Annotated in this window: 22 protein-coding genes and 1 pseudogene; 16 read left to right on the top strand and 7 right to left on the bottom strand. The window is 59.6% G+C overall.

Annotated elements, in window-relative coordinates; all coding sequences use genetic code 11:
* Positions 1-46: 46 nt before the first annotated feature.
* A complete protein-coding gene (gene ppa / locus C2U40_RS17805; protein WP_011707292.1) occupies positions 47-577 on the top strand; it encodes an inorganic diphosphatase in 531 nt (176 codons plus the stop codon).
* 141 nt (positions 578-718) lie between these two features.
* Positions 719-1918, top strand: coding sequence for an ISL3 family transposase (locus tag C2U40_RS17810; protein ID WP_158656423.1), 1200 nt, complete (start codon positions 719-721; stop codon positions 1916-1918).
* 2 nt (positions 1919-1920) lie between these two features.
* Here C2U40_RS17810 and C2U40_RS17815 read toward each other — a convergent pair.
* A pseudogene (locus C2U40_RS17815) lies at positions 1921-2274 on the bottom strand (hypothetical protein); the annotation flags it as partial.
* A gap of 124 nt (positions 2275-2398) precedes the next feature.
* On the opposite strand from C2U40_RS17815, the gene C2U40_RS17825 reads away from it, so the two are divergent.
* The 12 genes from C2U40_RS17825 (at position 2399) to C2U40_RS17880 (ending at position 13480) form a co-directional block, all read left to right on the top strand.
* A complete protein-coding gene (locus C2U40_RS17825) occupies positions 2399-3277 on the top strand; it encodes a hypothetical protein (RefSeq protein WP_024945756.1) in 879 nt (292 codons plus the stop codon).
* 257 nt (positions 3278-3534) lie between these two features.
* Positions 3535-4077 (top strand): YtfJ family protein, encoded by a 543-nt coding sequence (locus C2U40_RS17830; RefSeq protein WP_103828183.1) that lies wholly within the window; start codon positions 3535-3537, stop codon positions 4075-4077.
* A 44-nt stretch (positions 4078-4121) separates the two neighbouring features.
* Positions 4122-4412: a hypothetical protein gene (locus C2U40_RS17835; RefSeq protein ID WP_077096929.1), complete on the top strand. Its 291-nt coding sequence runs from the start codon at positions 4122-4124 to the stop codon at positions 4410-4412.
* A gap of 35 nt (positions 4413-4447) precedes the next feature.
* Positions 4448-5032, top strand: coding sequence for a DUF2796 domain-containing protein (locus C2U40_RS17840; protein ID WP_103828182.1), 585 nt, complete (start codon positions 4448-4450; stop codon positions 5030-5032).
* A gap of 4 nt (positions 5033-5036) precedes the next feature.
* Positions 5037-5726, top strand: coding sequence for an ABC transporter ATP-binding protein (locus C2U40_RS17845; protein WP_101616995.1), 690 nt, complete (start codon positions 5037-5039; stop codon positions 5724-5726).
* A 76-nt stretch (positions 5727-5802) separates the two neighbouring features.
* On the top strand, positions 5803-7050 hold the full coding sequence (locus tag C2U40_RS17850) for an ABC transporter permease (protein ID WP_103828181.1): 1248 nt from the start codon (positions 5803-5805) through the stop codon (positions 7048-7050).
* A 29-nt stretch (positions 7051-7079) separates the two neighbouring features.
* Positions 7080-7559 (top strand): DUF3299 domain-containing protein, encoded by a 480-nt coding sequence (locus tag C2U40_RS17855; RefSeq protein ID WP_011707301.1) that lies wholly within the window; start codon positions 7080-7082, stop codon positions 7557-7559.
* A 139-nt stretch (positions 7560-7698) separates the two neighbouring features.
* Complete coding sequence (locus C2U40_RS17860; RefSeq protein WP_103828180.1) at positions 7699-8565, top strand: TIGR03899 family protein; 867 nt, start codon at positions 7699-7701, stop codon at positions 8563-8565.
* A gap of 262 nt (positions 8566-8827) precedes the next feature.
* Positions 8828-10456, top strand: coding sequence for a methyl-accepting chemotaxis protein (locus C2U40_RS17865; RefSeq protein WP_103828179.1), 1629 nt, complete (start codon positions 8828-8830; stop codon positions 10454-10456).
* Positions 10457-11055: 599 nt separating this feature from the next.
* Complete coding sequence (locus C2U40_RS17870; protein ID WP_103828178.1) at positions 11056-12006, top strand: alpha/beta hydrolase family protein; 951 nt, start codon at positions 11056-11058, stop codon at positions 12004-12006.
* 147 nt (positions 12007-12153) lie between these two features.
* Entirely contained in the window at positions 12154-12579 is a 426-nt protein-coding gene (locus C2U40_RS17875) for a nuclear transport factor 2 family protein (protein ID WP_103828185.1), read from the top strand.
* Positions 12580-12856: 277 nt separating this feature from the next.
* Positions 12857-13480 (top strand): hypothetical protein, encoded by a 624-nt coding sequence (locus C2U40_RS17880; RefSeq protein ID WP_080697637.1) that lies wholly within the window; start codon positions 12857-12859, stop codon positions 13478-13480.
* 110 nt (positions 13481-13590) lie between these two features.
* On the opposite strand, the gene cysC is transcribed toward C2U40_RS17880, so the two are convergent.
* The 5 genes from cysC to cysG form a co-directional block, all read right to left on the bottom strand.
* Complete coding sequence (cysC, locus tag C2U40_RS17885; protein WP_103828177.1) at positions 13591-14184, bottom strand: adenylyl-sulfate kinase; 594 nt, start codon at positions 14182-14184, stop codon at positions 13591-13593.
* A 147-nt stretch (positions 14185-14331) separates the two neighbouring features.
* Positions 14332-16056, bottom strand: coding sequence for an SLC13 family permease (locus C2U40_RS17890; RefSeq protein WP_103828176.1), 1725 nt, complete (start codon positions 16054-16056; stop codon positions 14332-14334).
* 4 nt (positions 16057-16060) lie between these two features.
* On the bottom strand, positions 16061-17488 hold the full coding sequence (gene cysN, locus C2U40_RS17895) for a sulfate adenylyltransferase subunit CysN (protein ID WP_017411042.1): 1428 nt from the start codon (positions 17486-17488) through the stop codon (positions 16061-16063).
* A gap of 24 nt (positions 17489-17512) precedes the next feature.
* Positions 17513-18421, bottom strand: a complete 909-nt coding sequence (gene cysD / locus C2U40_RS17900) for a sulfate adenylyltransferase subunit CysD (RefSeq protein ID WP_039214485.1) — start codon at positions 18419-18421, stop codon at positions 17513-17515.
* Positions 18422-18529: 108 nt separating this feature from the next.
* The gene (gene cysG / locus C2U40_RS17905; RefSeq protein WP_103828175.1) at positions 18530-19942 is read right to left on the bottom strand and encodes a siroheme synthase CysG; all 1413 of its coding nucleotides are present in this window, start codon (positions 19940-19942) and stop codon (positions 18530-18532) included.
* Positions 19943-20139: 197 nt separating this feature from the next.
* Here cysG and C2U40_RS17910 point away from each other — a divergent pair, with 197 nt between their 5' ends.
* Together C2U40_RS17910 and C2U40_RS17915 are read left to right on the top strand one after the other, a co-directional pair.
* Positions 20140-21060 carry an SPFH domain-containing protein gene (locus C2U40_RS17910; protein WP_011707311.1) on the top strand — a complete coding sequence of 307 codons (921 nt, stop codon included), beginning with the start codon at positions 20140-20142 and terminating at the stop codon, positions 21058-21060.
* Positions 21057-21512 (top strand): NfeD family protein, encoded by a 456-nt coding sequence (locus C2U40_RS17915; RefSeq protein ID WP_041218350.1) that lies wholly within the window; start codon positions 21057-21059, stop codon positions 21510-21512. The genes C2U40_RS17910 and C2U40_RS17915 overlap by 4 nt, the downstream gene beginning before the upstream one ends.
* Positions 21513-21596: 84 nt before the next feature.
* Here C2U40_RS17915 and C2U40_RS17920 read toward each other — a convergent pair whose 3' ends face one another.
* Positions 21597-22007 carry a CBS domain-containing protein gene (locus C2U40_RS17920; protein WP_011707313.1) on the bottom strand — a complete coding sequence of 137 codons (411 nt, stop codon included), beginning with the start codon at positions 22005-22007 and terminating at the stop codon, positions 21597-21599.
* Positions 22008-22083 lie beyond the last annotated feature (76 nt).

Here is a 22083-nt window from a genome sequence, read left to right on the forward strand (position 1 = left end):
ATAATATCGGCCTGCAAACTTGACTCCAACACTCAAAGGAAACGTCATGAGCCTGAACCTGGTCCCGGCTGGCAAGAGCCTGCCCGACGACATCTACGTCATCATCGAAATCCCGCAGAATGCCGACCCGATCAAATACGAAGTCGACAAGGACAGCGGTGCCATCTTCGTTGATCGCTTCATGTCTACCCCGATGTTCTACCCGTGCAACTACGGTTACGTGAACGCTACCCTGTCTCTGGATGGTGATCCGGTCGACGTGCTGGTGCCGACTCCCTACCCGCTGCTGGCTGGCTCCGTCATTCGCTGCCGCCCGGTTGGCGTGCTGAAGATGACCGACGAATCCGGTGAAGATGCCAAGATCGTGGCCGTTCCGCACTCCAAGCTGACCAAACAGTACGATCACATCAAGGATGTGAACGACCTGCCCGAGCTGCTGCGCGCCCAGATCCAGCACTTCTTCGAGCGCTACAAAGAGCTGGAAGCAGGCAAGTGGGTCAAGGTTGAAGGCTGGGGCGACAAGGCCGCTGCCGAAGCCGAGATCATCAGCTCTGCCGAGCGTTACGCTGCCAAATAAGCGTATCTCTCGTGAAAAAGGCGCCTCAGGGCGCCTTTTTTATGGTTCTTCGCGCAAGCGTGGGGAAAGGTAAGTTGACAGACAGGGATCGGGTAAACTGGTAGTCGCCAAACAAACCGGTTCCTTCACCCTGCTGTCACTATGCATGATATTAATTTTGCCTCGTTCTGGCCAGGCTACGACGTTTCTGTCCATAGCCGCTGTGCCACACAAATTACTTTCGCTCTTGAACCTCGTTCTAACCACCTGCCTCTTTGTGGCAAGTGTCATCAGCCCTGCCCATTGGTCCACGATCGTCGCACCCGCCTAGTCCGTGACCGCGATCTGTTTGAACTGCGGGTTCGCCTGCAAGTCCCCATCCGTCGCGTTGACTGCCTGCACTGCGGCCGGGTGTCTGAACATATCGCGTGGTTGCCTCCCAGTTCACGCATCACACAACGATTGCAGAGCTGGGTTGAGGCCTTGCTTGAGTTGATGCCCATCAGTCATGTCAACCTGCTCACCGGACTGCATTGGCATACCATCAAGACCATCGACATACGCCGACTCCAAGCCAGTGTTGGCACCTTTGAACCTGGCGCTGTGCGACGGCTGGTGATGGACGAGTTCGCCCTGCATAAAGGCCATCGTTATGCCACTGTGATCATGGATGCTGAACGGACTCGTGTGTTGTGGGTGGGCCACGGTAATAGCCGGGAGGCCATTCGCCCCTTTTTCAAGCTGTTGGGCGAACAATGCCAACAGATTGAAGCCGTTGCCATGGACATGAACTCCGCCTTCGATCTGGAGGTGAAAGAGCACTGTCCGCAAGCCGAGGTGGTTTATGACTTGTTCCATGTCGTGGCGGGCTACGGTCGGAAGGTGATAGACCGTATCCGGGTGGATCAGGCCAACGCATTGCAGCATGACAAGCCAGCTCGCAAGGTGGTCAAGCAAGCGCGTTGGCTGCTGCTGCGCAATCGGGAGAACCTCAAGGAAGGGCAAGAGGTGCAATTGCAGGAACTACTGGCCGCCAATCAGCCCTTGGCCACAGCCTATGTACTCAAGGATGCCTTGAAGGAAATTTGGTACGCCCCCGACATCCGGGAAGGCTGGCGACGGTGGAGGGGCTGGACGCGGCACGCCAGGGAAAGTGGTCTGGCACCCTTGAAGGATTTTGCCAGAAACCTCCGGCGTTACATCCGAGGCATCTTAGCGAGCGCCCTCTTTCCAATGCACACCAGCCAGTTGGAGGGGGTGAATAATCGAATCAAGGTGATAAAACGCATGGCCTATGGGTTTCGGGACTCAGAATACTTTTTCCTGAAAATCAAGGCCGCCTTCCCCGGAAAGACGCGATGAACCTTTTTTATGGGCTGTTGCGGGCGCTGACCCGGCGTCACACCGGCAGGATCCCCCTGGATATAGATGTCGCGCCCATCCTGCCGATAGGACCGATAGTAGTCTCCTCCGCAGCGATAGCTGCCATCCTGATCGCTCATCAGCTCGCAATTCACCGGCAGCACCTCCAGCCACTTGATGGCCTGCTGGAAACGCAGCCACTCCTGCCACTCATGCTCCCGCGCCAACTTGTCCCGCAGGGCAAAGGTATCGGCGCTGGACATCCCCTGGTTGACGATGACCTGCCCCGCCGCGGCCGGCAAGGTGGCCAACAGCAGCAACAACGGTGTGATTCGCTTCATGACGGTTTCCTGCATGACTTATTTCCAGAATTAAATTAAAAGCCCGATCAACCTGTTATCAAAATCACAAATGCCAGACTCATCCAAAATCGGCCGGCTCACCTAGTTGTTTATTATCACCCCGAGCAGGATGCACATCATGAAACTGGCACAAGGTCTGTTGTTGAGTCTAGTGTTCGCGTCCATGGCCGGGGCCAACGAGGTCACCCTGAGCTGGCAGTGGCAATCGGCCGACGGCCAGCAGAAGCATCTGCTGCTGAACACGGATGAGCGGGTCATCTCCGCCAGCCGCCACGAGATGAGTCTGCTCGATGCCTCCCTCAACTATCCGCTGGAGACCCTCTACTCCTACATCAGCCCGCGGCTCTACAACAGCATCAACCTGATCAATCAGACCAGCCCGGAGACCGCCACCAAGTTTCGCAATCTGGAGCAGGCCTTCACTCTGCACGATGACAGCATGGAGTCGACCCTGTTCTGGCAGGCCTATCAGCAATATCAGGACGATGCCTTTTATCAGATGCGGGTGGTGCCCTGCGTCCATCCCGCCAATCGCAAGCTGCCCTGCGTGCGTCCCAACTATTCGCAGTTGTTCTACCAGTTCAAGGGCGACCTGAGGCCATTGGCGAAACAGTTCCTGGCCAAGGATCTGGCCACCAGCGTCGGCCTGCTGCAGGAGTGGCTGAGCGGCATTCCCACCCCACCCGAGCAGATGGACCACTTCGCGCCGCCGCTGCAAGCCTTGCAGAGCAACAAGGCAGACAGCGACGAGAAGGCGCTACTGATGGCCAGCCTGCTGGCCGAGCTGGCCCCCCAGTACATGCTCAGCATCATCTACCCGAACATCAGCATCGGCAGCGTCTCGCCGGCCTGGCTCGCCATCACCGCCGACAGTGGCCTGAAAGGGGATACCGTGGTGATCGGCAACCAGCGCCACATTCTGCTGACCGGCTCGCCCTTGCTGGCCCAGCAGATGACCATGGCCAAGATCCCCCTGGTAAGCGAACCGCTCTACTGAGGCCTATCCCCCACCCCCAGTCTGGCTGCAGGCCGCAGCCAGACTCCTCAAACCAGTTGATAAGCAATTGATTTTTATCGACTGCGTGCCATTCTAGCCGCCTTTGCCAGCCAGGCCCCGTGCTGGCGGGCAGGCAAGCGGGCCAATCACACGTTTATTTAACACTTCTTAAACAGATCCGATCAGTTTAGGATGAGTACTGCCCCATTCCCTCAATGCAAAAATCGTTATAACATAACAAAAGGAGTGTCATCAGGATGAAACATCTCGTACTTACTCTGGCGCTGCTGCCAACCTTGGCCCTGGCTCACAACATCAAGGAGTCGGCCCAGGTGCCGCTGGTCAACATCAACGACAAGGGTGAACTGGTTCTGAAAGAGAAAGAGATCAGCTATCAGCCCTGGCAAAGCAAGGTGCTGGCCGGCAAGGTCTTTCTGATCCAGCACATCGCCGGTCGTTCCAGCGCCAAGGAGCTCAACGCCCCCATGATCGAAGCGATCAAGGCGGCCAAGCTGTCCCACGACAAGTACCAGACCGTCACCATCATCAACAGCAATGACGCCATCTGGGGCACCTCCGGCTTTGTGAAGAGCAGTGCCGAAGACAGCAAGAAGGAATTCCCCTGGTCCGCCATGGTACTGGATGCCAAGGGCATGGCCCGCAACGCCTGGGATCTGGCGCCGGAAAGCTCGGCCATCATCCTGCTGGACAAAGAGGGCAAGGTGCTGTTTGCCAAAGATGGCCAGCTCGATGCCAACAATATCGCTACCGTGATGGGGCTCATCAAGTCCCATCTCTAAGTCAGAGAGAAGGGGCGCTGATGGCGCCCCTTTGATAGGGGTCTATGGGTCGTACCAAGCTGAAAATCTGGTTGCTGCTGCTGGGCTGGTTGTGGCTGCAACCGGTGCTGGCACAACATCCGCTGGAAGCCGACCTGCCCGGCCACAACCACGCCTGCGTCCTCTGCGCCCTGCATCTGGATGGCAAGCTGGCACTCACCCCAACCCTGGTCATCCCGTCTTCACAAGTGGTCATCGGCACGCTCGTTGATGCCGCTTTGCCCACACCTCATGCTACCCCGTCAGGCCAGTGCCGCATTCGCGCGCCGCCACTGTTTCATCGCTTATCCGGCTAAATCCATTTTTCAATAAATTTTTCAAAGGATTAACGATGAAAGCAGTCACCCTGTTACTGGCGGCCGCCGCGTTTGGCGTGCAGGCAAACCACGATGAACACGACAGTCACGGCCACGGCGCCCACGAGCACGGCCACGGTCACCTCAATCTGGTGCTCGATGGCAACCAGCTGATGATCGAGCTGCAGGCTCCCGCCGCCGATCTGGTGGGCTTCGAGCACGCCGCCAAGAGCGACGAGGAGAAGGTGCAATACGCCAAGGCCATGGCTCAACTCAAGCAACCCGATACCCTGTTTCGCTTCGACCCGGCCGCCGGCTGCAAGCTGACCCAGCAAGAGCTGCAGGCCGCCAAGGAAGATCACGACCATGACCATGACCATGACCATGACCACCAGAAGTCTGACGGCAAGCACGACGAACACCAGCACGACCATGCCGGTCACGCCGACATGGGCGCCATGTACACCTACACCTGCGCTACCCCGGCCAAGCTGACCGGGCTGGAGGCCACCCTGTTCAGCGTCTATCCGAGCCTGGAGAAGTTGAGCGTGCAAGGCATACTGCCCAGCGGCCAGACCGCAGCCGAGCTGACCCCCTCCGCCAACAAACTGAGCTGGTAACGCCATGAAAAATGCCGTGGTTGAGATCCGCGATCTGGCCTTTGCCTGGCCGGGTCACGAGGTTGTACTCGATCTGCCTGCCCTCACCATCAGCAAGGGAGAGCGGGTGTTCATCAAGGGACCGTCGGGCTCCGGCAAGTCGACCCTGCTCGGCCTGCTGGCCGGGATCCAGACCGCCAACCACGGCACCCTGGAGGTGCTGGGCCAGCCGCTGGCCCGGCTCTCTGGCCGTGCCCGTGACCACTTCCGGGCGGCCAATCTGGGTTACATCTTCCAGCAGTTCAACCTGCTGCCGTTTTTATCCGTGCAGGACAACGTCACCAGCGCCCTCACCTTCTCCCCCGAGAAGCGGGCCCGGCTGCAGGGCAGCCCGGCCGACGAGGCGCGCCGCCTGCTGCGGGAATTGCAACTGCCCGAGGAGGCGCTGCACAGACCCGTCCATGCCCTCAGCATCGGCCAGCAGCAACGGGTGGCCGCCGCCCGCGCGCTGATCGGCTCACCGCCGCTGGTGATCGCCGACGAGCCCACCTCGGCCCTCGATACCGACAACCGGGCCGCCTTCATCAAGCTGTTGTTCGAGGAGTGCGACAAGCAGGGCTCGACCCTGGTCTTCGTCAGCCACGACCCCTACCTCGAACCGCTCTTCCCGCGGGTGGAAAACCTGCAACAACTGAACAGGAGGGCCGCATGCTGATCCCCCTTCCTCACTGCATCGCCCCGCTCAACGCCAGGCGCCCCCATGCGGCACGACCACAAAACCGGAGGGCATCATGCTGAAACTCGCCCTGCAAAGCCTCTGGGCTCGCCGCCTCACCGCCGGGCTCACCCTGCTGGCCGTCGCCATCAGCGTCACCCTGCTGCTCGGAGTGGAGCGGGTACGCAACCAGGCGCGCGAAAGCTTCGCCAATACGGTGTCGGGCACGGATCTCATCGTTGGCGCCCGCTCCGGCCAGGTGAACCTGCTGCTCTACTCGGTGTTTCGCATCGGCAATCCCACCAACAACGTGGGCTGGGATGCCTATCAGGCCATCAAGAACCAGCGCGGCATTGCCTGGACCATCCCGCTTTCCCTTGGCGACTCCCACAAGGGGTTTCGGGTGCTTGGCACCAATGGCGACTACTTCACCCACCTCAAATATGGCCAGCAGCAGGCGCTGGAGCTACGTGAAGGACGAGCGTTCGACACGCCGTTCGAGGCGGTGCTCGGCGCCCAGGTGGCCAAGAAGCTCGGTTATCACCTGGGGCAGTCCATCGTCATTGCCCACGGCGCTGGCAATACCTCGTTCAGCCAGCACGACAACCTGCCGTTCAAGGTGGTGGGGATCCTGGCACCGACCGGTACCCCCATCGATCGCACCATCCATGTGCCGCTGGCCGGCATCGAGGCGATCCACCTGGGCTGGGACACCGGCCGTCACAGCAAGAACGTGACTGCCGAACAGGCGCTGGCCCAGGATCTCACCCCCAAGACCATCACTGCCTTCATGGTGGGGCTCAGCAACCGGATATTGGCGTTCCAGCTGCAGCGCAGCGTCAACACCTACCGGGGCGAGCCGCTGATGGCGATCCTGCCGGGGGCCGCCCTGCAGGAGCTGTGGAGCCTGATGAGCGTGGCGGAGACGGCGCTGTCGGTGATCGCCGGTTTCGTGGTGGTGGCGGGCCTCATCGGCATGCTGACCACCCTGCTGGCCGGTCTCAACGAGCGGCGCCGGGAGCTTGCCATCTTGCGATCCCTCGGTGCCGGCCCCGCCCACCTGTTCCTGCTGCTGGCACTGGAGGCAATGGCCCTCACCACCGCCGGCATCGCGCTCGGGGTGGCGGTGCTCTACCTGGGGCAGGGGCTTGCCACCCCCTGGCTGCTCAGCCACTATGGCCTGCAATTGAGCCTGGGGCTGCCGAGCGCCCACGAGTGGCTGCTGCTGGGGCTGGTCTGGCTGGCCGGCATGGTGATCGGCCTGTTGCCCGCGGCCCGCGCTTATCGCTACAGCCTGAGCGACGGCATGAGCATTCGCGTCTAGCCAGACGCCCATAAAAACGAGAAGGACAGATGATGAAGTGGAAAATTGTGGCGCTGCTGGCCGCCCTGCTGGCGCTGCCGGCCATGGCCGTGGAGTACAAGACCATCGACTGGGATGTGCTCATTCCCGCAGGTGAAAAACTGCTGCCGCCCCCCCAGGTGAGCCACGACGGCAATCTTGCCTCGGTGCCGCAGCCGGTGGGCGGGGTCAACCAGAAGCTGGACAACCAAGAGGTGCGCATCCCGGGCTTCGTGGTACCGCTGGAGGGGGATGCCAAGAAGATCACCGCCTTCCTGCTGGTGCCCTACTTCGGCGCCTGCATCCATGTGCCGCCCCCGCCCACCAACCAGGTGGTCTACGTGAGCTACCCCAAGGGGGCGCCGGTGGACGACCTGTGGGACGCCATCTGGGTGAAGGGCAAGATGCGCACGGTCAGCTCCAGCCACGAGATGGCCACCGCCTCCTACTCCATGGAGGCGGTCGAGGTGAGCGTCTACGAAGAGCAGTAACCAGGCACACACGGCCTCCCGCGGGAGGCCGTTTTGTTATCCGCGACGACCGGATCCCGGCCAGCCCCTGCCTGAGGGATTGCCCGCCATCCCGGTTGGAGTAACATTCAAGGCTAGACCTTGCGATCACGGAGCCAGCATGGCTGACCTGCCCCCGCCCAAGAAAGAGAGTTCCATCCTGAGCAGCCAGGAGCAGACCCTGCGCCTGGCCCGCAGCCGCGGTATCGACGGCATGCTCACCCGCAACAGCGACAGCACCTTCGAGCAGCGCGCCACCTTTCGCCAGCTGGCGGATCTGGCCGCCCGTCAGCGCAACCTGGAAGCCATCATGGTGATGGCCTCCCGCCACTGCGAGGAAACGGCCGCCGGCGGCGAGATGGACAGCGACTGGCTGACCCGTTTCCTGCAACTGGCGGAAGACATCAGCATGGTGCCCATGCAGCAGCTGTGGGGCCGCATCTTCGCCATCGAGATCGCCACCCCGGGCCGCTTCTCCATCCGCGCACTTTCCACCCTCAAGGAGATGACCCAGCGCGAGGCCCAGCTGTTCCAGCGCATCTGCTCCCTCTCCTGCCACTACGTCGGCAGCGATGAGCAGCGGCTGCTGCTGGGGCTGCACAAGGGGGCCAGCCTGCTCAGCCGCGCCCGGGTAACCCGGCTCGGCCTTGGCAAGTACCGCATCCCCTACAACGCCCTGCTGCAGCTGTTCGAACTCGGCTTGCTGCACCGGGGTGAGCTGGAATCCGGCCCGCTGCCCGCCGACGGGGTGGAGCTGGAGTTCGGCGATCAGCGCTGGCGCCTGCAGCGCAAGCAGGCCAACATTACCCTGCTCTACTACCGGCTGACCCCGGTCGGCAACGAGCTCGCCCAGCTGCTGCAAGAGCCGCCGCTGGAAGAGTACCTGCAGGATCTGAAAACCGTGCTGGTGCAGGGACTGCAGATAGAGACCATGATGCTGACCCCGCCCGCCGGGCCTGAGCCTGTCCCGGCCGACCCTGCTCCCTGATCCCCTGGAGCCCGCCCCGGGCTCCGTCGTTTCACGCACCGCCGCAGCATCTTGCGAAATAGTGGCCTGCCGTTGCCAAAACGGTTCTCGAAATGCGAATCCTTCTCCATTCCGCTGCCAATAATGGCCCTCCTGGCTGAGCCAGGCTGACTCGTTTCACCTTCATCACCCGCTATTCATAAAATAATCATCAGTCTCTGCGCACTGGCTCATGAGTTGCATTTGCCATACATCTTTCCAGCAACCCAGTTCCGGAGCCACCATGAGAATCAATCAACCCGTTACCCAGCGCGAACGCCTCTATCCGGAGCACCAGAGCCTGATCTCCACCACGGATCTGGAGAGCCGGATCACCTATGCCAACGACGAGTTTTGCCATATCGCCGGCTTCAATCTGGAGGAGCTGCAAGGGGAGCACCACAACCTGGTGCGCCACCCGGATATGCCCAAGCAGGCCTTCGCCGATCTCTGGCACCATATTCGGGCCGGCAAAAGCTGGATGGGGCCGGTGAAGAATCGCTGCAAGAATGGCGATCACTACTGGGTCAGCGCCTTCGTCACGCCGATCAAGGATGCCCACGGCAAGGTGGTGGAGTATCAATCGGTGCGTACCGCCCCCAGTGAGGAGATCAAGCAGCGGGCCGAGCGCATCTATGCCGGGCTGCGCGCTGACAAGGCCCCGCTGGCGCTCAGGCTACCAACCTTCTCCCACACCCTGGCGATCGGGCTCTGCCTGCTGCTGAGCCTGACGGCCATGGTGGCGCTGGGCTATCAGCAGGCTGCGCTCTGGCAGCTGGCCCTGGCGGCCATACCGCTGCTGCTGGCAGCCATGATCACCCATGCCCTGGCCCGTCGCCTCGGCAAGCTCGACAAGATGGCACGCAGCCGTTTCGACAACCCGCTGATGCAGTTGCTCTACACCAACAAGGTCGACAACATCGCCGCCATCGAGCTCGCCATGCTGATGAATCAGGCCGAGTTCAACGCCGTGCTGGCGCGCACTCAGCAGACCTGCAGCCGGATCCTGCGCTCGGCGGAGGGCGATCTGCGCAATGCCGAGTCCATCACCAGCAACCTGCAGCAACAACAGGCAGAGACCAATCAGGTCGCCACCGCCATCACCCAGATGGCCGAGTCAATCCACGAGGTCTCCCACAGCTCCACCGCCGCCTCCGGCCTGCTCGATGAAACCGCCGAGCTGTTCCGGGAGGGCAACCGCAGCGTGCAGGAAACCATAGGGGCGGTCGAGGGGATGCACAGCGAGCTCACCACCTCAAAAACGGTGATCCACACTCTGGCGGCACAGTGCCGGGACATCGACGGCATTCTCGATGTCATCAACAGCATCGCCAACCAGACCAATCTGCTCGCCCTCAATGCAGCCATCGAGGCAGCACGGGCCGGCGAGGCGGGTCGCGGCTTCTCGGTGGTGGCGGACGAGATCAGATCCTTGGCCATCAAGACTCAGTCCTCCACCGGCGAAATCCAGAAGATGATCACCCTGCTGCAGGCCAGTGCAGGCAATGCCGAACTGGCGATGGAGAAAGGGGGCGCGCTCTCCGCCAGCTGCCAGCAGAAGGCCTCCGCCACCGGCACCATACTGCAGCAGATCAACAGCATGCTGCAGCAGGTCGCCTCCGGCAGCAGCCAGATAGCCCAGGCCGTGCAGGAACAATCCCAGGTCACCGCCGATATCGACCGCAACGTGCTCAGCATCAAGACCCTGGCCGATGACTCAAGCCAAGGCAGCCAGCATGCCGTACAGGGCATCAACCAGCTGGTGCTGCAACTGAGCGAACTGGACCGGCTGGTGCGCCAGTTCCAGCAGCAGCCCGCCCCCCATCAATTCGACAACCCCAGACCCAGCGGCCAGGTAGTGCTGGCCCGCTGATCCCAAGACCGTGTGCTAACAACAAAAAAAGGGCCCCTGTCGTCACCGGCAGTGGGCCCATTTATCTCTTGTGGAAAAGACGATTCTGGCCGTATGGGTACGCCCATACCATCACTCCCCCAGCCTTGATGCCCTCCCCCTGGCTTCTGCACTACACCTCACTCAACAGTGTCACGGCCCTGCAGTTCATTCCCCCAGATACGCAGCGAGCATTGAGAAAGTACGGATGCTGAGATCCCCCCCACCGCCCACCCACCACCCCATGGCAGCTCAATTTATTGATCTTGCCCGAGAATTCATCCACTCCCCCTTCCCTAAAAGGCTCCGTTCGGTAACATGGCCATCAGACCCCTCTTGTCGGAGTCAGCCATGTACCAGACCAGAGCCACACCGCAGGGAAAGCGCAGCAGACTGGAGGCTGAAATTCAGGGGCGGTAGCCTTGCCCGACAAAATAGATAAACGAGTGGCAACACAAATACATTCTGATACCAGAGAGCGTTAGTTCTCAGATCATCGCCATAAAAGTGATAAAAATTATTTAAACGGTCGAATTATCGGATAAGTATCACCCTTAATTTCATCACTCTCAGGGGCCAAGATGAAAATCAGAGCGATATTTTTACTTTTGCTCCTTTTGACATTCATTAGTAACGCTGATGATATTACTACTCGCACAGCCAACAGGGATGATGGCTCGCCTATCTCCTATTATCTGGTCCAACATTCCCATGATGCAGAGACACTGTTGTTGATTCTGCAAGGATCTGATTGCAACAGCGTGCTTAACATAGGCTCGATACTTTCCGACTATAAAAATGTTTGGCCAGAAGCTGATGTTTTGCTAATCGAAAAGTATGGCATCAATCGCAAATTAAAATACAGTACCGATCCGGCACGCAAGGATTGTCCTGCTCAGTACCTTGAAAAGGACAGCCCTGCGCAGCGGGTTGCGGATATCAAAACTGTTCTCGATACCGTTAGAAAAGATGGGCAATACAAGGCATTTATCCTCTTGGGCGGCAGTGAAGGGGCCGTTATCGCCAACCTGGTGACCGCAGATGTTGACTATATCGATGCCACCATCGCCTTTAATGGCGGTGGCCGCTGGTTTATCGATGACGTCTCACACAGCATCGCTGCAGAGCATAAAAATCCCGAAGCGGCGAGAAAAGATATCGACGGTTTTAAAGGATTTTCCGAACATGTTCTTAACAGCAAACCCTTTGAGCTTGATGTGAGCGGACATGGTTATCATTGGTGGCAGCAGATGCTCTCCATCGATCAGCTTGATACCCTGCAAAACGTAAAATCTCCTTTGCTGATCATTCAGGGAGGGAGAGACATTTCGGTATCACCACAAAAAATAGATGAGTTGATGCAGCGTCTTACAGAACTCGGAAAGAGCAATATCGAGTATCGGCGTTACGAAGCACTGGATCATGGATTCAAAGACAGTGACGGACAAAGTCAGCGCAAAGAGGTCGTCGGCGATATGAATTTATGGTTACAGTCCAAGCTAGGCGCCCCGAAGAAGTTCAATCCCCACTGATTTAGACTTGCTGGCGATGCATTGATTTAACTCGTTTTATAACGACAGCCAGGATGGAGTGGATTCATAAAGTGGTGTCACTCATCAGTGCCCCTCCTCCTTCCAATCACGGTTATGCGAACAACCAATAGAGATATAGGAATGGTAATGGAACAGGAAAGTTTAGTTGAGATAGCAATTGAGTATTTCAAGAAAGTAGATGCAGGTGATCCCAGTTATCTTCACCTCTTCTCAGAGAATGTTGATTTTTTCTTCCCCAAATTTGGTCAAGCTAAAGGAAAGGATGCATTGGTTGAGTTTGGCAATAGAATTGGTAGCTCGCTCACCAGCATCTGGCACGACATTGATGGTTTTAAGATAACGACTGCTGGCAACACCGTGATTATCGAAGGGCAAGAGGGGGGAGTAATGAGTGATGGTACCTCTTGGCCGGATAATAATATCTCCATGGGCCGTTTTTGTAGTGTATTCGAATTTACAGGCTCGCTGATAAGCCGCATGTACGTGTATGTCGACCCTGACTTTCCGAGTAGAGATGCGGCAAGGATTGCTGTGTTGTCAGGGACAAATTGACAGGTGTTATATGCCTGGAGTAGAAATGGACAACATTCCATATTTGGCAATGGAAGAGCTGAAAGGACAATAGCTATAAAACAATTAAAAAACCGGAACTCCCTTGCTGGATTAAGATGGTAATCCTTGAGGTAGCCTCAAGAAACATCGGTACAAATAGAATTAGAACACCCACCATCTAAACAAGTCTTAGTATGGCTGGCTGTGGCTAAAATTATTACACCATAACAAAGATACATTGATATCAAATAGTGGTGTTATATATTTCGAGGCTTTTATGATACAAGTCATTTCTCAATCATTTAATGAAATGATCGCAACCTACATTCGGACGTTTGAGACTTTTTATCCAGCGAGAGGGAGTTCAGGTTTCACCGAAGCCAATCAAGTTCATATTTTCGTAAATGCCATAATAAAATGTCTCGATGATGATCACGCTGTGTCTTGGCTTGAATTTCCTTGGTTTGAGAAAAAACAGCACATTGATGCTTTTGTTTTTTCCCCTAAGCACAAGGCCGTTTTTTTCATTGAAGCAAAGCGCTTGTCACATACAAAGAAAAAACAAGAAATCATACAAGATATAGAGCGTCTTCATCATAAGGATAAACAGTTTCTTCGTGATAATGGTGTGACCGACTACGAAAGTGAATATGTGGTGGCTTTATCTGACGTCTGGCTTGAGACGAAATGGAAGCGTTCAATGCCTGAATGGTGGTGTGGGCGAAACAATGTACCAGAGCAAGTTATTGCACATGGTTCGCTTACTACTCCAGATAGCACTATTCACAATAGTTTGGTTGATATTAATTGGCAACAGAGCACCTCTTTTGCGTATTGGATAGGAGAGCATTGTAAAAACGTCAAAAACTATTGTTTATTGATGGCCACATCAAAAATATAACGGAGTATTTAAACGTGGTTCTCTGAAAAATAGCCCGTAGGTTCGAATTCCATATAAAAAAGGGGGCAAACGCCCCCTTTTTTATCAATATTCGGTCTAGGCAATCAACCTCAATCGATCATCCCCCGCAGCCTTAGAGCAGTCAGCAACTCATCCACCAAGGCTTCCACCGGCTTGCCGGCGTTGAGTAGGTGGATTTCCGGCTGCTCGGGGGCCTCATAGGCCGAATCGATACCGGTAAAGTTGCGAATTTCCCCGGCCCTTGCCTTCTTGTAGAGCCCCTTGGGGTCGCGCTCTTCGCACACGCTAAGCGGCGCATCGACAAACACCTCGACAAACTCCCCTTCACCCACGAGATGGCGCACCAGATCCCGCTCGGCACGGAACGGCGAGATAAAGGCGGTGAGCACGATCAGGCCCGCATCCACCATGAGTTTCGCCACTTCGCCGACCCGGCGGATATTCTCCTGACGGGCAGCGTCATCGAAGCCCAGATCGCCACAGAGGCCGTGGCGCACGTTGTCCCCATCCAGCAGATAGGTGTGCTTGCCTTGCGCGGCCAGCGCCTGCTCCAAGGCTCCCGCCAGGGTGGATTTACCCGCCCCGGAAAGCCCGGTGAACCAGATCACCAGCGGCTTCTGTCCCTTCTGCTCGGCCCGGCTCCGTTTGTCGACGGCATGGGCATGCCACACGATATTGCTCATCCAAAACTCCTTGCTTGGCGCTCACGCCTCAATGCTGAAACGGTCTGGCTCCCTGGAGCTCAGCCTCTGGCCACTCGCCACTGACGGGGCCATGGTCGTCGTGTATCTATATTCCCTGCCAGGCACCAGGCCCCCAGTTGCGCCGCCTTAAAACGGAAACAGCAGGGGCACCATGACGATCACCCCGAGGCTGTAGGCCAGGGAGACCGGCAGGGCCAGCTTGAGGTAGTCCGGCATCTTGTAGTTGCCTGCCGCATAGACCATCAGGTTGGTCTGGTAGCCGTAGGGCAGGATAAAGCTGGAGCTCGCCCCGAACAGCACCGCCAGAATGAACGGCATGGTGGAGACATCCATGCTGAGCGCCAGCTGGTAACCCATGGGGAAGGCCAGCGCCGCGGCGGCGTTGTTGCTCATCAGCTCGGTCAGCACCAGGGTGAACAGGTAGATGCCGATAAAGGCGATCAAGGGGCTAGCACCGTTGAACTCCCCCATCAGCCAGTCGGCGATGACCCGGGCCAGCCCGCTCTTTTCCAGCTGATCGGCGATGGCCAGCGCCCCGCCCACCACCAGCCAGATATCCAGCGGAAAGCGGCGGCGGATCTCGTCCAGGGTCAGGATGCGGGAGAACAACAGCACCACCAGCATCACCAGCAGCCCCTTGAAGAGCGGCACCAGATCGAGCACCGACAGCGCCAGCACCCCAAGGAACCCCGCCACCACGGCGGCGCTGCGCGTGGCATCGAGCCGGGTGGAGGCCTCCAGCCCGCTCACCACCACGAACTCGCGGGAGAGGGACTTGTTGCCCGCAAACTTGGGGCCGGGGGCCAGCAGCAAGGTGTCCCCTGCGTGCAGTTCAATCTGGCCGAGGCCACCGGTGAGCTGGGTCTCGCCCCGGCGCACCGCCAGCACTACCGCATCGAAGTGGGTGCGAAACTCCGCATCCTTGATGGTCTGCCCCACCAGCCGCGAGCTGTGGCTGACGATCACCTCCACCAGGTGCTGGCCGTTGAGCCGGTGCTGGCCGTAGAGATCCAGCCCCTTGAGCTCCTGCAGCACGCCGACGCTCTCCACATCGCCACAAAACAGCAGCATGTCCCCCTCATGCAGCTCGTGTTCCGGCTGCACCGGGCAGATCACCTGATTGCCCCGGATGATCTCGGCGAGATAGAGGCTTTTCAGGCTGCGCAGGCCGTTCTCCTTGACGCTGCGCCCGGCCATGGGCGAGCCGGGGCCCACCTTGGCCTCGAGAAAGTAGCCGGATTCGCGGCTCATCTCGGTGTCCTGCTCCGGCAGGTGGCGGGCAAACAGCAGCACGGCGACCAGGCCGGTCAGCAGGGTTCCCGCCCCCACCATGAAGAAGTCGAACATGCCGAGCGGCTTGGCCCCCATCTTGATGAGGAAGCTGTTGACGATGAGGTTGGTGGAGGTGCCGATCAGGGTCAGCACGCCGCCAAAGGTCGCCGCGAAGCACATGGGCAGCAGCAGCCGGGACGGCGCATGGTTGGGATTGCGTTTGACCGCACCCAGCATGGAGGCCACCACGGCGGTGTTGTTGACGAAGGCCGACAGGAAGGCGGTGGAGAACCACACCTTGACCAGCACCTTGTTGAAGGAGCCGGTGCCCACCAGGTTGGCGAACCAGCTCATGATCCGAGTCTTTTCCACCGCCAAGGAGACCAGCAGCAACAGCACCAGGGTCAGCAGGGCGCTGTTGGTGTAGCCCGCCACCACGGTGTTGATGTCCGCCAGGCCGCTCAGGTAGGTGATGAGCACGGCGCCCGAGAAGAGCAGCGCCGGCCGGAGTTTGCCCTGGATCAGCAGGGCGACGAGGGCAGCCAGCAGACCCAGCACCAGGGATTGTTGCCAGGTCATGGGCTTATTCCTTGCTTGCGTCGTTGCTGATGGTCAGCGCCTGCCAGTGGGGGAAGTGTTTGCGCACCAGAGCGTTGAGCTCCACTTCGAACTCGCTGTAGTGCCCTGTTGCCACTGTCGCGGCCAAGCCCTCCACTATCATGCCGGCACCGACGGTGACGTTGGTCAGCCGGTCGATCAAGATGAAGCTGCCGGTATCGCGGATCTCCTGATACGGGTCGAACGCCACCGGGTCGGTCAGGCTCAGCTCGCACAGGCCGATCTCGTTGAGCTTGAGTTCACTCGCATCCAGCTCATCGAGCTTGTTGATCTCGATGCGGTGGCGGATGGCCTCCACCTGGCCGCGACTCTTCTTGGTGGCCAGCTTGACGTCGTAGACCCGGCCCGGTTGCAGGGACTCCTCCCCCATCCAGACGATGTGGGCCAGCAGGTTCTGGGTCACCTGGGGCTTTTTCGCCGCGTCCACCAGCAGATCGCCACGGCTGATGTCGATTTCATCGGCAAAGGTGACCGTGATGGCCTGACCCGGCAGGGCGTAGTCCAGATCGCCGTCGAAGGTGACGATGCGGGTCACCGTGCTCTCTTTACCGGACGGCAGCACCGCCAGCTTGTCGCCGACCCGCAGGATGCCGGAGGCCAGGGTCCCCGCGAAGCCGCGAAAATCGAGGTTGGGGCGGTTGACGTACTGCACCGGCAGGCGCACCGGGTGACGCTCCAGCTCGCGCTCCACTTCGGCAGACTCCAGCAGAGAGAGCAGGGTTTCGCCCTGATACCAGGCCAGCTTGTCGCTTGGGTTGACCACATTGTCACCGTCCAGCGCCGAGACCGGCACGATATGGATGGTGTCGACGCTGAGCTTCTTGGCGAATTCGCGATACTCCAAGCTGATGCGCTCGAACACCTCCTGGCTGAACTCCACCAGATCCATCTTGTTGACCGCCACCACGAACTGCTTGATGCCAAGCAGGCTCGCGATAAAGCTGTGGCGACGGGTCTGATCCAGCACCCCCTTGCGGGCGTCGATCAATATGATGGCCAGATCGCAGGTGGAGGCGCCGGTGGCCATGTTGCGGGTGTACTGCTCGTGGCCCGGGGTATCCGAGATGATAAATTTGCGCTTGGCGGTGGAGAAATAGCGGTAGGCCACGTCGATGGTGATGCCCTGCTCGCGCTCGGCCTGCAGACCGTCCACCAGCAGCGCCAGATCCAGCTTCTCGCCGGTGGTGCCAAGCTTCTGGCTGTCGGACTCCAGTGCCTTCAACTGATCTTCATAGATCTGCTGGGAGTCGTGCAGCAGGCGGCCGATGAGGGTGCTCTTGCCGTCGTCCACGCTGCCGCAGGTGAGAAAGCGCAGCAGGCTCTTGTGTTGCTGGGCGTGCAGGTAGGCTTCAATGCCCTGTTCGCTGATGGCGGTCTGAATGTGGTTGTTCATGTTGCGATTCCTTAGAACATTTTTTTAGAAATAGCCCTGACGCTTCTTCTGCTCCATGGAGCCGGCCTGATCGTGGTCTATGAGCCGCCCTTGCCGCTCGCTCGAGGTGGTGAGCAGCATCTCTTCGATGATCTCCGGCAGGGTAGTGGCAGCGGATTCGATGGCACCGGTCAGCGGGTAGCAGCCGAGGGTACGGAAGCGCACCAGCTCCTGCTTCACTTCGTCTTCCGGGCCGATGGGCATGCGCTCGTCATCCACCATGATCTTGATGCCGTTGCGCTCCACCACCGGGCGATGGGCCGCAAAGTAGAGCGGCACTATGTCGATGTTCTCGAGGTAGATGTATTGCCAGATGTCGAGCTCGGTCCAGTTGGAGAGCGGGAACACCCGGATACTCTCCCCCTTGTTGACCTGGCTGTTGTAGACGCGCCACAGCTCCGGGCGCTGGTTTTTCGGATCCCAGCGATGAGACTTGTCGCGGAAGGAGTAGACCCGCTCCTTGGCACGGGACTTCTCCTCGTCGCGGCGGGCACCACCGAAGGCGGCGTCGAAGCCGTATTTGTTGAGCGCCTGCTTGAGCCCCTCGGTCTTCATGATGTCGGTGTGCTTGCCGCTGCCGTGTACGAAGGGGTTGATGCCCATGGCGAGGCCGTCCGGGTTCTTGTGGACGATCAGATCCAGCCCGTACTTTTTGGCAGTCTCATCGCGAAACTTGATCATCTCCTTGAACTTCCAGTCGGTGTCGACGTGCAGCAAGGGGAACGGGATCTTGCCCGGATAGAAGGCCTTGCGGGCCAGGTGCAGCATGACGGAGGAGTCCTTGCCGATGGAGTACATCATCACCGGGTTTTCAAATTCGGCAGCCACCTCGCGGATGATGTGGATGCTCTCGGCTTCCAGCTGCTGCAAGTGGGTCAGTCTTTCACGGTCCATGTCTGGGTCCTCGGTTCATTGCTAACGCGCCTGGTCAGGGCGCGGTGTTGGTTCAGGTCGGTGCCGCCATGGCCGCACCGTCAAATCGATGGATGTCGCCGCCGGCGCTCAGGCCAGGCTCACCAGCTTGAGGTCGCAGGCGCCCTGCTGTTGCCCCTCGCCAAACCAGGCGAGCCGCTCGCGCAGGGCCACCACTTCGCCAATGACGATGAGAGACGGGCTCACTGCCTGCTGGGCCAGTTCGGCCAGCTCTGCCAAGGTGCCGGTCAGCACCCGCTGGCGGGCGGTGGTGCCGCGCTCGATGATGGCGATGGGAGTAGCGCTGCTGCGGCCATGGCTCACCAGTTGCTGCTGGATGTGCTCGGAGCGCATCAGCCCCATGTAGATGACCAGGGTCTGGCTGGTAGCGGCGAGCTGCTGCCAGTCGGGCTCATTGCCCTCTTTCTGACAGTGGCCAGTGATAAAGACGGCGCTCTGGGCATGGTCGCGGTGAGTGAGCGGAATGCCGGCATAGGCAGTGGCACCGGCGGCGGCCGTGATGCCGGGCACCACCGAGAAGGGGATGCCTTCGTCGGCCAGCACTTCCAGCTCTTCGCCGCCACGGCCGAACATGAAGGGATCGCCCCCCTTGAGCCGCACCACCCGGTTGCCCGCTTTGGCGAACGTAACCAGCAGGCGATTGGTCTCCTCCTGCGGCACGCTGTGGGCGCCGGCCTTCTTGCCGACCGACACCAGGGTGGCATCGCGGCGCACCAGGTCCAGGATCTCGGGCGAGACCAGCTGGTCATAGAGCACCACTTCGGCCTGCTGAATTTGTTGCAGCGCCTTGAGGGTCAGCAGGCCCGGATCGCCGGGGCCCGCCCCCACCAGCACCACTTCCCCCACTTCGCTTTTCGCCTGGTCAAGCCCCTCGTTCAGCCACTGCTCGGCCCCTTGCCAATCTTCTTTCTCAATCAGACCGGCCAGGGTGTTGGAGGCAAAGGCACGCTCCCAGAAGCGACGACGGTCGGAAATGGAAGAGAGCACCCGCTTGGCCTGGTCGCGCACCCGGCCGGAGAGCTCGGCCAGAGCGCCGAGATGGCGGGGCAGCAGGCTCTCCAGCCGCTCGCGCAGCAGACGTACCAGCACCGGCGCCTTGCCGCCGCTGGAGACGGCCACCATGATGGGGCTGCGATCGATGATGGAAGGAAAGATGAAGCTGGAGCGCTTGGGGTCGTCCACCACGTTGACGAACAGACCGAGCTGGTTGGCGCTCTGATAGACTAGGGCGTTCACCTCGAGATCGTCGGTAGCGGCCACCACCAGGATCTGGCCGGCCAGATGGGCCGGGGTGAAGCGCTCCGCCAGATGGGTGAAGCGATCGGCAAATTGGTGGAAGTCGGGTTCCAGCTCGGGGGAGACCAGGGTCAGCCTGGCACCGGCCGCCAGCAGCAGGCGCGCCTTGCGCAGGGCCACTTCGCCCCCTCCCACCAGCAGCACCGGGCGGCCGTCCAATTTGGCAAACATCGGCAAATAATCCATTTCGGCCCATCCCTCGGAACACGACTAATATGGGGCGACTATAGGCAGGGCTGCTTATCCCTCAAAATAATAAAAAATGCTTTTTAATGCATTTTAGTAATTAACAAAGCCGTATGATGACAAAGGCGAAGCAAGGCGCTTGTGGTGCCAGGCGCAAGGCCATAGGCTAGTGAAAGTGTTTCATAAGGAGCTTAATAATGAATGAGTCATTGATTGTGCTGGGGATCTTCGTGTTTCTGGTGCTCGCTACCCTGAGCGCCGGCATCAAGATAGTGCCGCAGGGCTACAACTGGACCGTGGAGCGCTTCGGTCGCTACACCCGCACCCTGGTGCCTGGCCTCAACCTGTTGATCCCCTATGTGGACAGGGTCGGCCACAAGATCATCATGATGGAGCAGGTGCTGGACATCCCGGCGCAAGAGGTGATCTCCCGCGACAACGCCAACGTCACCATCGACGCCATCAGCTTCGTGCAGGTGGTAGATGCCCGCAAGGCGGGCTATGAGGTCAACGATCTCACCAGCGCCATCCGCAATCTGACCATGACCAACATGCGGACCGTGCTCGGCGCCATGGAGCTGGACGAGATGCTCTCCCAGCGCGACACCATCAACGAGAAACTGCTGCGCACCATGGATGCCGCCACCGCCCCCTGGGGCATCAAGGTGACCCGCATCGAGATCAAGGATGTACGTCCGCCGCTGGCACTGGTCGAAGCCATGAACGCCCAGATGAAGGCCGAGCGCCAGAAACGGGCCGAGGTACTGGAAGCCGAAGGGGTGCGCCAGTCCAAGATCCTGAAAGCGGAGGGGGAGAAGCAGTCCCAGATCCTCAAGGCCGAGGGTGAGCGTCAGGCCGCCTTCCTCGCCGCCGAGGCGCGCGAGCGGGCCGCCGAAGCGGAAGCCAAAGCGACCCACATGGTCTCCAAGGCCATTGCCGAAGGGGATCTGCAGGCCATCAACTACTTCGTGGCCCAGAAATACACCGAGGCGCTGGCTCGCATCGGCGAAGGCCCCAACAGCAAGGTGGTGATGATGCCGCTGGAGGCGGGCAGCCTGATCGGCGCCGTGGCCGGCATGGCCGAGCTGTTCAAGGATGGCAAGGGCGGCAAGTCATGACAGCCCTGTTCGAGGGGCTGACCCACTGGCACTGGCTGGGACTCGGCTTCGCGCTGCTGGCCATCGAGGTGCTGGGTTCGGTGGGCTTTCTGCTCTGGACCGGCATCGCCGCGCTGGAAGTGGGCCTGCTGCTGCTGGTCTGGCCCTTCGGCTGGCAGGCGCAGTTGCTGCTGTTTGGCCTGCAATCCCTGCTCACCACCTGGGCCTGGTGGCGCTGGCAGCACCGCCGGGATCGCTCCAGCCGGGATGCCGCCGCCCCCATCAACGAGCGGATGCAGGGCTATCTGGGCCGCGAGCTGGTACTGCTGGATGACGTTACCCAGGGGATGAGCCGAGTGCACCTGGACGACACCGCCTGGACGGTGCGCTGCAGCCAGCCGCTGAGCGCCGGCAGCAAGGTGCGGGTGACGGGACATGACTCCCATATCCTGCTGGTGGAACCGCTGCCCTGACACAGGGGCAAGGCGCCATTGACCGCCAACGACAAAGGGCTCCTCAGAGCCCTTTTCGCTGTCTTGCAAACTGTGAGCGAGGGTCTAGAAGGCGTCGCTGTCGAGGGCGGCGCGCAGCAGATCCTTCCAGCTGATGATGCCGACCAGGGCGCCGTTTTCCAGCACCGGCAAGCAGGAGACGTTCTTCTCCAGCATCATCTTGACCCCGTCCCGCACCGTCAGCTGGGGAGCGATGGTGATGGGGTGGCGGCTCATGATCTGGTGGGCGCGCCGGTTGAGGGTCTCGGTGTCGCGGCTCATCTCGGCCTCGGAGTCCAGATAGGGGCTGATGGCGCGGAACAGATCCCGATCCGAAATGACCCCTACCAGCTCCTCCTCTTCCAGCACCAGCAGGTGGCGAAAGTGAGCCTGCTCGAAGATCTCCTTGATGACATTGAGCCGGTCATCCATGGAAACGGTGGCGACCCGGGTCGTCATGATGTCCCTGATAAGCATGCTAACCTCCCCAACCCTGACTGATTGCTCTGTTATGGCATGTTTTTGCCCCCCCAGCCAGTGGTTGCCCCCCGCC

This window comes from Aeromonas sp. ASNIH4, assembly GCF_002934425.1.
In the GTDB taxonomy this organism is placed as follows: domain Bacteria; phylum Pseudomonadota; class Gammaproteobacteria; order Enterobacterales; family Aeromonadaceae; genus Aeromonas; species Aeromonas hydrophila.